We start from the raw sequence: 11,946 nt of genomic DNA on the forward strand, positions 1-11,946 counted from the left end.
CTAGCTTCCGCGGTAGACCGAGTATCCGAACGGGTTCAGCAGCAGCGGCACGTGGTAGTGGTGCTGCGCGGGCGCGATCGTGAAGACGACCGCGACCTCGGGGAAGAACGGCGTCCCGTCCGACACCGCGGCGAAGTAAGCGGCGGTGCCGAAGCGGAGCCGGACGACCGAGCCCGCCTCCGCGGCCGGCAGGTCCTCGGCCCGGCCGTCGGAGTCCGTGACGGAGGCGCCGAGCACCTGCCAGCCGCCCTCGGTCTGCAGTGCGAGCTCGACCGGGACGCCGGCGGCCGGGCGGCCCAGGCTGGTGTCGAGCACATGGGTGGAGATGCCGGTCATGGGCGAAGTGACCTTACTGATGGCAGAGGTGGGACCTGTCAGATCTGACGGTACGTCAGGATCCGTCGAGCAGCCGGTTGATGCGGATGTCGTTGATTCTGCGCAGCTCGCCCCGGGTGATCTCCGTCTCGGTGGCGGCGTCGTTGGGGTGGCGCTCGCGCAGGGCGGCGAGCATGGTGGCCGCGGTGCGGCCGGTCGCGCAGATCAGGAACGCATGGCCGAACTTCGCCTCGTAGGCGGCGTTGGCCTCGTGCAGGGCGTCGAGGAGAGCGCCGTCCGCCCCCCGGATGCCGGCCTGCTCGCGCTCGGCGGTGGCGTCGCCCGCCATGGGTGTGCCGATCCGGGCGTGGCCGGCCATCGCGTCGCGCAGGTCTTCGGTGGTCAGCGTGGCCATGGCCGCCTCGTTGGCGGCGAGCAGGGCCTCGCGGTCGGGCCACGGCCGGGCTGCCGCGACGGTGGTGGCCCAGCGGGGGCTGGAACAGATCTCCAGCAGGAGGGCCGTCAGGTCGGCGGCGTCGGCCGCGGCCAGGGCGTCGAGGACGTGGGGGCGGTTGGTCACGGGTGGACCTCCTGGAGAGTGGCGCCACCCGCACAAGCTAGATCTGCCCACCCGGGCCGTCAACACTTTGTTGAACAGTTGGTGGTTATGGTGTGAGTCGGTCCCGGTCGCGGGGGCGTTCCGTTGTGCGATACGCCGAACGCGCCCGCCGGGGGCCGGTCCCGGCCGGTCCGGACCGACTCCCGGCCCCCGGTGCCGCCGCGATCAGCCGGACTTCGAACCGTCCTGGCGGTTGAGGTAGTTGTAGACGGTGAAGCGGCTGACCCCGAGCGCCGAGGCGACCGTCTCCACCCCGTGGCGGACGGTGAAGGCGCCGCGCTCCTCCAGGAGGGCGACCACCCGCTGCTTCTCCCTGCGGTCCAGCTCGGCCAGCGGGCGGCCGTCGAACTGGCGGGTCATCTCCGCCAGCAGCCGGTCCAGCGCGCTGCTCAGGTGCGGCAGCCGGACGGCCAGGGCCGGGGCGCCCTCCCACTCCAGCACCACGTCCTCGCCCTTCGCCTCGGCCGGCGGGACGGGCGTCGCGCCGATCGCGTCCAGCAGCGGCTTCACCGCCGCGGCGAGCGGGTGCTCCGCATGCTCGGTCACGGCCTACCGCCCTCCTCGCCGAGCACGCTGACCTGGACCGAGATCCGGGTCGCGCCGGCGTCCAGGGTCTCCCGCAGCAGCTTGGTCACGGCGGCCAGGACCTGGTCGGCCTCGCCCTCCGCGCCGGTGCCGAACGGGCCGACCGCGACGGTCAGGCCGGCCTCGTCGACCGCCTTCCGGGCCGCCACGGCGTGCTCCGGGAACGTCTCCAGTTCGAACGGTTCTGTCGTGAACTCCACCATCAATCGCACTTGCTCACTTTAGGGCTTGTCTGACCATTCCCGCCGCGCGTTGATGTGACGCGAATGGTCGGACAAGCCCTGACGAGCGCGGGCGCGTCCCGGTCGGGGGCCGGTCTCCGGCAGGCCGTACGCCGATCCCCTGGGCGGGCGCCGCACCCGGTCGCCGGGCGGCGGAGGCGCCGAGCCCCGCCCCCAGGGCACATGCTTGTCGGACCATCGCCAGACCGTCCGGAAGTGAGGCCCGCACCATGCCCGCCACCCCCCGCCAGGGCCATGTGGTCGTAGCTCCCGACAAGTTCAAGGGCACGCTGGAGGCCGCCGAGGCCGCCGCACGGATCGCCGCCGGGATCCGCCGGGCCGCACCCGGTACCGAGGTCCGCGAACTGCCCGTCGCCGACGGCGGCGAGGGCACCCTGGCGGCCGCGCTGGCGGCCGGCTTCACCAGGATCCCGGCCGAGGTGACCGGCCCGACCGGGCTGCCGGTGGCCGCCGCGTTCGCCGTCCGGGGCGACACCGCCGTGGTCGAACTGGCGCAGGCCGCCGGACTGGCCCGCCTCCCCGGCGGCCGGACCGCCCCGCTCGCGGCCGGCTCGTACGGGGTCGGCCAGTTGATCGGCCGGGCGGTGGCCCTGGGCGCCCGGCGGATCGTGCTCGGCCTCGGCGGCAGCGCCTGCACCGACGGCGGCGCGGGCATGGTCCAGGCGCTCGGCGTCCGTCTGCTGGACGCCGACGGCGCCGAACTCCCGGCCGGCGGCGCCGCGCTGCGCCGGCTGGCCCGGATCGACCTCGGCCGGTCGGCCGACGTGCTCGCCGGGGCCGGCGTCGTGGTGGCCTGCGACGTGGACAACCCACTGCTCGGCCCGCGCGGCGCGGCCGCCGTGTACGGCCCGCAGAAGGGTGCCGGCGCCGACGACCTGGTGGTACTGGAGGAGGGGCTGACCCGCTTCGCCGACCTGGTCGGCGCCGCCGTCGGCCGGGACCTGCGCGACGCCCCCGGGGCCGGTGCCGCGGGCGGGGTGGGCTTCGCCGCCCTCGCCCTGCTGGGTGCCACCATGCGGCCCGGCATCGCGTTGATGCTCGAACTGCTGGGCTTCGCCGAGGCGGTGCGGGGCGCGCGCCTGGTCGTGACCGGCGAGGGCTGTCTGGACGCGCAGACGCTGCACGGCAAGGCCCCCGCCGGGGTGGCCGCGGCGGCTGCCCGGTCGGAAGTCCCGGTGGTCGCCGTGGCGGGACGGCTGGAGCTGTCGGAGCGGGAGTGGCGGGCGGCCGGGTTCGCCGGGGCGTACGCGCTCACCGAGCTGGCCGAGCGGCCCGGGGACAGTACGACCAGGGCGGCCGAGCTGGCCGAGGTCGCGGGGGAGCGGCTGGCGGTCGCCTTCCTCGGGGGCGGTGCGGCTTGATCTTCCGCGCGCGATCGGGCGTTGACGTTTTGTTGAAGGCGGGCCTAGGCTCCCAGCACGCTGCCGCCGCCGACCCGGTCGGGGTCAGACCCGCGGCACCAACTGCCGTGCACGCCTTCGCTGTTCCCTCGCCGCTCCCTGCCGCACCTGCTTCGCCGTTCCCTTCGGTGTCTCCACCCGTCCCCAGGTTTCGGAGGTTCAGATGCCCCTCAGCGAGACTCCGCCGCACCCGGCGGTGATCCGCTCCCGCAGGGTGGTCCTGCCGGACGGCGAACGCCCCGCCGATGTGCTGATCCGGGACGGACGGATCGAGCGGGTCGCCGCGCACGGCTCGGCGCCCGTCGACGGCCGGCCGGTGACCGACCTCGGTGACACCGCCCTGCTCCCCGGCCTGGTCGACACCCATGTGCACGTGAACGAGCCGGGCCGGACGGCGTGGGAGGGTTTCGCCACCGCCACCCGGGCCGCCGCGGCCGGCGGCGTCACCACGATCGTCGACATGCCGCTCAACTCCGTTCCGCCCACCACCACCCCCGACGGCCTGGCGGCCAAACGGCGGACCGCGGAGGGCCAGGCCTGGGTCGACCTCGGCTTCTGGGGCGGCGCCGTCCCCGGCAACGTCCCGGACCTCCAACCGCTCCACGACGCCGGGGTGTTCGGCTTCAAGAGCTTCCTCGCACCCTCCGGGGTGGCCGAGTTCCCGCACGTCGAGCAGGCCGCCCTGGAGGCCGCGCTGGCCGAACAGGCCCGGATCGGCGCCCTGGCGATCGTCCACGCCGAGGACCCGGCCGTCCTGGCCGCCGCGCCCCAGCGGCCCGGCGCGCACTACCGCGACTTCCTCGCCTCCCGCCCGGCCGCCGCCGAGACCGCCGCCGTCGCCCGGCTGCTCGACACGGCCCGTCGCACCGGCGCCCGGGTCCACATCCTGCACGTCTCCGCCGCCGCCGTGCTGCCGCTGCTGCGCCGGGCCCGCGAGGACGGTGTCCGGGTGACCGCCGAGACCTGTCCGCACTACCTCACCCTCGCGGCCGAGGAGGTGCCGGACGGCGACACCGCCTTCAAGTGCTGCCCGCCGATCCGCGACGAGTCCAACCGCGACCGGCTCTGGGAGGCCCTGGCGAACGGCGAGTTCGCCGCGGTCGTCTCGGACCACTCGCCGTCCACCCCGGACCTCAAGCTGCTGCCCGAACTCGGCGGCAGCGGCGACTTCGCGGCCGCCTGGGGCGGGATCGCCTCCCTCCAGCTGGGCCTGCCCGCCGTCTGGACCGAGGCCCGCCGACGCGGCCACACCCTCGCCGACGTGGTCCGCTGGATGGCCGCCGGCCCGGCCGCGCTGGCCGGTCTGACCGGCACCAAGGGCGCCATCGCCGCCGGTGGCGACGCCGATCTGGTCGCCTTCGACCCCGACGGCGCGTTCGCGGTGCGCGCCGCCGAACTGCACCACCGCAACCCCGTCACCCCGTACGCGGGCCGGACGCTGACCGGCACCGTCCGCACCACCTGGCTCCGCGGCCGGGTGGTCGACCCCGCCGCCGAGCCCTTCGGCCGCCAGATCACCCGACCCCAGGAGCCGAAGTGAGCACCGTCCACACCCCGAGTGCCCCGTTCACCGAGCTGGTCGACCTGGCGTCCCGGCTGCTCGGTGCCGGCGTCGTCGCCACCAACGAGGACACCTTCGCGGACGCCGAGAACCTGCTGGTCGCCCGGCCCGCCGAGTTCCGCCCGCACACCTTCGGCCACAAGGGCCAGATCATGGACGGCTGGGAGTCCAAGCGCCGCCGCGGCGTCAGCGCCGACCAGCCGCACCCCGCCGACGACGACCACGACTGGACGATCGTGCGGCTCGGCGCCGGCGGCGTGATCCGTGGCGTGATCGTCGACACCGCCCACTTCACCGGCAACCACCCGGAGAGCGCCTCGGTCGAGGCCGCCTCGGTGCCCGGCCACCCCTCGCCCGAGGAACTCCAGGCCGCCGCGTGGGTCGAACTGGTGCCGCGCACCCCGCTCCGGGGCGACACCGCGCACGAGTTCGCCGTCGACAGCCCGGCCCGCTTCACCCACGTCCGCCTCAACATCTTCCCGGACGGCGGCGTCGCCCGGCTGCGGGTGCACGGCGAGGTGCTGCCCGACCCCCGTGAGCTGGACGGTCTCACCTTCGACCTGGCCGCCCAGGAGTACGGCGGCGTGGCCGAGGCGGCGTCCGACCGCTACTTCTCCTCCCCGCACAACCTGAACGCTCCCGGCCGTGCCTCCGTCATGGGCGAGGGCTGGGAGACCAGGCGTCGGCGCGACAAGGCCAACGACTGGGTGCGGATCGCCCTGGCCGCCGGCGGCGAGGTCCTGGCCGTCGAGGTGGACACCACCCACTTCGTCGCCAACGCGCCCGGCTGGGCCGACCTGACCGGCTACGACGCCTCCGCGGGCGGCGACCCGCCCGAGGACGCGGCCGGCTGGTTCGAGCTCCTGCCCCGTACCCGCCTCCAGCCCGACACCCGGCACCGCTTCCGGCTCGACGCCGGCCGCCCGGTGACCCATGTGCGGATCAACGTCCACCCGGACGGCGGCCTGGCCCGGCTCCGGCTGACCGGTCGGCTCACCGAGGCGGGCCGCGCCGCCCTCGCGCTGCGCTGGTTCGACGCCGTCCCGGCCGCCGAGGCCGTCGCCGCCCTGACCGGGGCGGGCCTGGTCGGCGAGGAGGCCGCCGCGCTGACCGCCGCCCGCCCGCTGTCCGGCCGGTCCGCGGCCACCGCCGCCGTCGCCGCGCTTTGGCCGGCGGACCGCGCGGATGACGGCGCGAACGGCGGTCCGGACGACGGGTACTCCGCCCGCCGCCGCGCGGCCGTCCGGCGCCTGCTCGGAATCTGACCGTCCGACACCCCGGGTGGATGCCGCCGGACCCCGGCGCGGACGTAACGGCCGGGCCGGTGCCAGTCAAGTCCTTCGTGCAACCTCCACCAATATTGGCGGAGGACAACTGCCGGAGCCCATGGGTGGCTAGGCTGGAGAAGCTCGCGGGTGGTTTCGCGGGCGGACATCGGAAGGGGACGACATGTCGACACCAGCCCCGGGTCGTCACGCCACGCTGGACCAGGGCGAGCCCGGTCCGTTCACCTCCCTGCAGCACGCCCTCAGACTGCTGGAGGCCGTCGACCGGCACCCCGACGGCGCCACCCTGGTCGCTCTCGCCCGGGAGACGTCCCTGGCGCTGCCGACCGTCCGCCGGCTCGCCGAGATCCTGGAGATCGAGGGCTATCTCCAGTGCCAGGACGGCGGTTGGGTGCTCGGCGGCACCTTCGCGCTGCTCGGCCAGCACAACCGGGAGCAGCTGGTGCGGGCCCGGCTGAACCGCAAACTCGCCGAACTGCGTGACGAGTTGGGCGCGGCGGTGTACTTCAGCCGCTACCACGACGGCGAGCTGTCGGTGGAGGCGGTCGCCGCGGCCGACGACGCCCCGGCGGTGCAGGAGTGGGTGGACTTCCGGGCCACCGCGCACGCCAGCGCGATCGGCAAGTGCCTGCTCAGCCAGCTCGACCACGACGCCCGCCGGGACCACCTGTCCCGGCACCCGGTGGCCCGGCTGACCTCCCGGACGGTCGTCGACGCCGACCAGTTGATGCACCGGCTGGAGCGCCAGCCCGCCACCGTGCCGGTGCTGGACTTCCAGGAGTACGCGCTCGGCACGGTCTGTGCCGCCGTCCCGGTGACGGCGGGCAGCACCGTCGGCTGCCTGGCCACCTCGATGCCGGTCGGCAATGTGCACCGGCTCAAGGCCGCCGCCGAACTGCTCGCGGCCCGTGCCGCGCCGCTGATGCTCGCGATGGCCGTCTGACGGCCCAGCGGTCGCCCGTACCACGAAGCCCCGCCGGCCGAGGCGGGGCTTTGGTGTTTCCCGGGGTCCTTTCCGGCGCACATCACTTATTAGACTTGATGTCGATAAGAGTGTCGAAACCCTTGAAGCGGGGCTCTACCCGCGAGTAGGTTGCCCTGGAACCGAGCGCGAGCCACCCGCCCCCCGGTCAGGAGGCCCCAGCCATGCCCCGTTCCACCGCCCCCGTCCCCGGCGTCCCCGCGGTCCCTACCGCCCCCGCCGTGACCGCCCCCGCCGTGACCGTCCCCGTCCTCGCCGGCCCCGCCGCCCGGGTCCACGAGAGCCTCGTCCTGGAGCCCCGGGACGTGCGCTTCGACTGGTCCGGGCTGCCGCTGCACTGGATCCCCGACGAGCCGGTGGCCACCCACATCATCAACGTCCTGCACCTGCTGCTGCCCGAGGGGGAGCGCTGGTTCGTCAAGGTGTTCAAGGAGGCCCTGCCGCTGATCCGGGACGAGCAGCTGCGCGAGGAGGTGCTCGGCTTCATCGGCCAGGAGGCCATCCACGCCGAGGCCCACCAGGAGGTCCTGGACCACCTGCTCGGCCAGGGCCTCGACCCGCGCCCCTACGTCCGTCAGATCGCCTGGCTGTTCCGGCGCGTCCTCGGCGACCGGCCCGGCCTGACGCCCGCCCAGCAGCGCGAGAACGTCATCGAGCGGGTCGCCTTCGTCGCGGCGATCGAGCACTTCACCGCCTTCCTGGGCAACTGGGCGCTCAACTCCCCGGGCCTGGACCGCGCCAAGGCCGACCCGACCATGCTCGACCTGCTCCGCTGGCACGGCGCCGAGGAGGTCGAACACCGCAGCGTCGCCTACGACCTGATGGTCCACCTGGACCCGGGCTATCTGCGCCGGATCCGCGGCATGGCCGTCTCCGGACCGCTGCTGGTCCACCTCTGGGTGCGCGGCGCCCGCTTCCTGCTGGCCGCCGACCCCACCCTCGACGGGCGGCTGCGGCCCAGCTGGCGCGAGGCGGGACGGATCGCCCGGCGCGGGCTGCTGCCCGACCCGGTCGCGTCGCTCCGCTCCGGCCTGCGGTACCTGCGGCCCGGCTACCACCCCACCCAGGAGGGCTCCTCCAGCCAGGCGCTCGGCTACCTCGCCACCTCCCCGGCCGCCCGCGCCGCCGCCCACTGAGCCCGCCACCGGCCGGGCCGCCTGCCGCCCGTGCCACCAACCGCCCGTGCCACCCGACGCCCGAGCCACCCGACGAGAACGGGGACCGACCGCCCGATGGACCTGCGCACCCCGCCCCCCGACCTCTACGGCCGCCCCCGCGCCGACCGGTTCATGCGGCGCCTCACCGCCTTCGGCGACCGCTACACCCCGGCCCTCGCCGGCCCGCTGCTGCGCCGCAACCCCCGGCGCCCGCCCGGCCGCCCCACCCCGCCGCTGCAACTCGTCGTCACCGGCCGCCGCCAGGTCGCCGCCGACGTCGTCGAGCTGCGGCTCGCCGACCCCTCCGGCACCGCGCTCCCGCCCTGGCAGCCCGGCGCACACCTGCGCCTCGCCCTGCCCTCCGGCCGCGAGCGCCACTACTCGCTCTGCGGCGACCCGGCCGACCGCGCCGCCTACCGGATCGCCGTCCGCCGGCTGCCCGCGGGCGGCGGCGGCTCGGTGGAGATCCACGACGAACTGCACCCCGGCAGCCGCCTGACGGCCCGCCGCCCGCGCAACGGCTTCGCGTTCTGCGCCGAACCGGCCGTGCTGCTGCTGGCCGGCGGCATCGGCATCACCCCGCTGCTGCCGATGGCCCGCGAGGCGCGGCGGCACGGCCTGGACTGGCGGCTGCTCCACGTCGGCCGCAGCGCCGACACCCTCCCGTACACGGACGAGCTGCGCGCCCTCGACCCGCACCGCGTCACCCTGCGCACCGACGACGAACACGGCGTTCCCACCGGCGCCGAACTGCTGGCCCACGCCCCGCGCGGGGCCGCCGTCTACTGCTGCGGGCCGGCCCCGATGCTCGCCGCCGTCCAGCGCGCCCTGGACGAATCACCCGCCGCCGCCCTGCACTTCGAGCGGTTCGGTGCCGCCCCGGTCACCGACGGCGAACCGTTCACCGTCCGCCTCGGCGCGACCGGCCAGGCGCTGGACGTCCCCGCCGACCGCTCCGCCCTGGACATCCTCCGCGAGACCCGCCCCGACCTGCCGTACTCCTGCCACCAGGGCTTCTGCGGCACCTGCGAGGTCCGGCTGCTGGCCGGCACCCCCGACCACCGCGACCGCCGCCTCACCCCCGAACAGCGTGCCGCCGGCGCCCTGCTGCCCTGCGTCTCCCGGGCCGCCGAGGGCGAGACCCTGGTCCTCGATCTGTAGCAAGGAGCCCCGTCGTGGCCGAGCCCCCGTCCTTCCCGTTCACCGCGCACGACCTGGCCCGCTTCCGCGAGACCCAGCAACTCGCCTACCACTGCGCCGAACAGGTCGCCGCCTGGATCGAACCGGGCGTCACCGAGCGGCAGGCCACCGCGGAGCTGCGCCGCCGCCTGGTCGCGGCCGGTGTGCGGGACTTCTTCCACATCCCGTTCGCCTGGTTCGGCGACCGGACGGCGTTCCGGCACTTCCACACCCCGCTCCAGTTCTTCGCGGGCGGCCGGCGGCTGGCCGAGGGCATGCCCTATGTGCTGGACTGCGCACCGGTGGTGGACGGCTACACCGCCGACATCGGCTACGGCGGCAAGGTCGGCGAGAACCCGGTCTGGGACCGTCTCGCCGCCGACCTCAAGGTCTACCGCGAGCTGATCCTCGCCGAGGTCCGCGCCCGCAAACCGCTCGACGAGGTGTACGCGGCGGTGGACGCGCAGATCGCCGCACACGGCTACGACAACCGCCACCAGGTCTACCCCGGCCGGGTGATCGGCCACCAGGTGACCAGGACGACCACCTGCGGCCCGGCCGGGGTCAACGTCCTAGGCTTCGGCGTCCGGACCCTCCAGACGCTCGGCCGCGAGCTGATCGGCGAACGCCTGCACGGCCGTTCACCGCTCTGGGCGGACGGCCGGTCCTCCCGGCACGCGCCGACCCCGGGCCTCTGGGCGGTGGAGCCGCACATCGCCTTCCGCGAGGTGGGCATCAAGTTCGAGGAACTGCTCGTGGTGACGGACGACGACGCGTACTGGCTCGACGACGACCTGCCGCACGTCCGGCGCTGGACCGTGCGGGAGACCCCGCAGCAGACCGCCCAGGAGGCGACCCGATGACGACGACCACCCGCCGCCGGACCGTCCGCTCCGGCGGGCTGCCGCTCGCCGTCTTCGAGGACGGCGACCCGGCCGCCCCCACCGTCCTGCTGGTGCACGGCTACCCGGACACCCATGTGGTCTGGGACGACATCGCCGCCGACCTCGCCCGCGACCACCACGTGGTCCGCTACGACGTGCGCGGCGCCGGCGAGTCGGGCGCGCCGGCCACCCGCGACGGCTACCGGCTGGAGCACCTCGCCGCCGACCTCCTCGCCGTCGCCGACGCCGTCAGCCCGGACCGCCCGGTGCACGTCGTCGCCCACGACTGGGGCTCGCTGCAGTCCTGGGAGGCCGTCACCGCGCCCGGCGCCGGGCAGCGGATCGCCTCCTACACCACCATGTCCGGCCCCTGCCTGGACCACCTGGGGTACTGGCTGCGCGAGCGCTACCGCCGGCCCACCCCGCGCCACCTGCGGCAACTGCTCTCCCAGGGCGTGCACTCCTGGTACATCACCGCCTTCCACCTGCCCTTCCTCGCCCCCGGCGTCTGGCGGCTCGGCCTTGCCCGGGCCTGGCCCCGGGTGCTGCGCGACCTGGAGGGCGTCACCCCGCGCCCCGGCCACCCGCAGCCCACCCTGCGGCGGGACGCCGTGCGCGGCATCGAGCTGTACCGGGCCAATATGCGCCCCGCCCTGGGCCACCCGCGCGAGCGGCCCACCGAGGTGCCCGTCCAGCTGATCACCCTCACCGAGGACCACTACGTCGGAGAGTTCCTCTCCGAGGGGCTGGAGCGCTGGGTGCCGCGGCTGACCCGCCGTTCGCTGCGCGCCTCCCACTGGTCCGCCCTGCTGGAGAAGGGGCCCGCCGTGGCCGCCATGGTCCGCGAGTTCACCGCCCGGGTCGACGCCGGACAGCCCGGCGCGGCCCCGGACCCCGGCCGGCTGGTCGTCGTCACCGGCGGCGGCAGCGGCATCGGACGGGCCACCGCGCTCGCCTTCGCCGAGGACGGCGCCCGGGTGGTGGTCTGCGACCTCGACCTCGCCGCCGCCGAGCGCACCGCCGAACTCGCCGCCCTGATCGGCCCGCCCGCCCACGCCTACCGGGTGGACGTCAGCGACGGCGCCGCCGTGGACGCCTTCGCCCAGCAGGTCGCCGCCGAGCACGGGGTGCCCGACGTGGTCGTCAACAACGCGGGCATCGGCCACTCCGGGACGTTCCTGCAGACCACCGAGAAGGAGTGGCAGCGCGTCCTGGACGTCAACCTCTGGGGCGTGATCCACGGCTGCCGCGCCTTCGGCTCGCTGATGGCCGAGCGTGCCGAGGGCGGCCACATCGTCAACCTCGCCTCGGCGGCGGCCTATCTGCCCGCCAAGGCGCTGACCGCCTACGCCACCAGCAAGGCCGCCGTCTTCATGCTCTCCGACTGCCTGCGCGCCGAACTGGCCGGGCACGGCATCGGCGTCTCCACGATCTGCCCCGGCATCGTCAACACCAACATCACCCGCACCTCCACCTTCTCCGCCACCACCCCCGCCCAGCAGACCGCCAAACAGGCCCGCGCCGCCAAGCTCTACGCCCGCCGCGGCTTCCCGCCCGAGAAGGTCGCCGCCGCCGTCCTGCACGCCGTCCGCACCGGCAAACCCGTCGTCCCCGTCACCCCCGAGGCGAAACTCGCCCGCCTCCTCAGCCGCCTCTCCCCGGGCCTGCTCCGCCTCGCCGCCCGCCTCGACGTCACCTGACGGCAGGCCTCGCGGCCTCCCGCGGCGCTTCTTCGC

At 75.2% G+C, this 11,946-nt stretch carries 11 protein-coding genes and 1 pseudogene; 8 read left to right on the top strand and 4 right to left on the bottom strand.

The genetic code is table 11. From position 1 onward, the window contains the following. The 4 genes from uraH to AB0P06_RS09760 all read right to left on the bottom strand — a co-directional run bounded on the left by uraH (nt 1) and on the right by AB0P06_RS09760 (nt 1,731). Nucleotides 1-336: a hydroxyisourate hydrolase gene (gene uraH / locus AB0P06_RS09745; RefSeq protein WP_363606429.1), complete on the bottom strand. Its 336-nt coding sequence runs from the start codon at nt 334-336 to the stop codon at nt 1-3. Between the two features lie 55 nt (nt 337-391). Beyond that, the gene (uraD, locus tag AB0P06_RS09750; RefSeq protein ID WP_363606431.1) at nt 392-895 is read right to left on the bottom strand and encodes a 2-oxo-4-hydroxy-4-carboxy-5-ureidoimidazoline decarboxylase; all 504 of its coding nucleotides are present in this window, start codon (nt 893-895) and stop codon (nt 392-394) included. 204 nt (nt 896-1,099) lie between these two features. Next, complete coding sequence (locus AB0P06_RS09755) at nt 1,100-1,480, bottom strand: helix-turn-helix domain-containing protein (RefSeq protein WP_363606432.1); 381 nt, start codon at nt 1,478-1,480, stop codon at nt 1,100-1,102. Further along, nucleotides 1,477-1,731 carry a thiamine-binding protein gene (locus tag AB0P06_RS09760; protein WP_363606433.1) on the bottom strand — a complete coding sequence of 85 codons (255 nt, stop codon included), beginning with the start codon at nt 1,729-1,731 and terminating at the stop codon, nt 1,477-1,479. Before AB0P06_RS09760 ends, AB0P06_RS09755 begins: the two co-directional genes overlap by 4 nt. A 239-nt stretch (nt 1,732-1,970) precedes the next feature. On the opposite strand from AB0P06_RS09760, the gene AB0P06_RS09765 reads away from it, so the two are divergent. The 8 genes and pseudogenes from AB0P06_RS09765 to AB0P06_RS09800 all read left to right on the top strand — a co-directional run bounded on the left by AB0P06_RS09765 (nt 1,971) and on the right by AB0P06_RS09800 (nt 11,910). Continuing rightward, a complete protein-coding gene (locus AB0P06_RS09765) occupies nt 1,971-3,122 on the top strand; it encodes a glycerate kinase (RefSeq protein WP_363606435.1) in 1,152 nt (383 codons plus the stop codon). 202 nt (nt 3,123-3,324) lie between these two features. Next, the gene (allB, locus tag AB0P06_RS09770; RefSeq protein ID WP_363606436.1) at nt 3,325-4,701 is read left to right on the top strand and encodes an allantoinase AllB; all 1,377 of its coding nucleotides are present in this window, start codon (nt 3,325-3,327) and stop codon (nt 4,699-4,701) included. Then, nucleotides 4,698-5,750: pseudogene (gene alc / locus AB0P06_RS09775) on the top strand (allantoicase); the annotation flags it as partial. The gene allB and the pseudogene alc, both read left to right, overlap by 4 nt. 421 nt (nt 5,751-6,171) lie before the next feature. Further along, nucleotides 6,172-6,951 carry an IclR family transcriptional regulator C-terminal domain-containing protein gene (locus tag AB0P06_RS09780; protein ID WP_363606437.1) on the top strand — a complete coding sequence of 260 codons (780 nt, stop codon included), beginning with the start codon at nt 6,172-6,174 and terminating at the stop codon, nt 6,949-6,951. A gap of 203 nt (nt 6,952-7,154) precedes the next feature. Then, a complete protein-coding gene (locus tag AB0P06_RS09785; protein ID WP_363606439.1) occupies nt 7,155-8,126 on the top strand; it encodes a metal-dependent hydrolase in 972 nt (323 codons plus the stop codon). A 96-nt stretch (nt 8,127-8,222) separates the two neighbouring features. Beyond that, a complete protein-coding gene (locus AB0P06_RS09790) occupies nt 8,223-9,308 on the top strand; it encodes a PDR/VanB family oxidoreductase (protein WP_363606440.1) in 1,086 nt (361 codons plus the stop codon). Between the two features lie 14 nt (nt 9,309-9,322). Further along, nucleotides 9,323-10,189 carry a M24 family metallopeptidase gene (locus AB0P06_RS09795; RefSeq protein WP_363606441.1) on the top strand — a complete coding sequence of 289 codons (867 nt, stop codon included), beginning with the start codon at nt 9,323-9,325 and terminating at the stop codon, nt 10,187-10,189. Beyond that, entirely contained in the window at nt 10,186-11,910 is a 1,725-nt protein-coding gene (locus tag AB0P06_RS09800; protein ID WP_363606443.1) for an SDR family oxidoreductase, read from the top strand. Before AB0P06_RS09795 ends, AB0P06_RS09800 begins: the two co-directional genes overlap by 4 nt. The last annotated feature ends 36 nt before the right edge of the window (nt 11,911-11,946 follow it).

It is taken from the genome of Kitasatospora sp. NPDC088351, from assembly GCF_040685575.1.
Lineage (GTDB): Bacteria > Actinomycetota > Actinomycetes > Streptomycetales > Streptomycetaceae > Kitasatospora.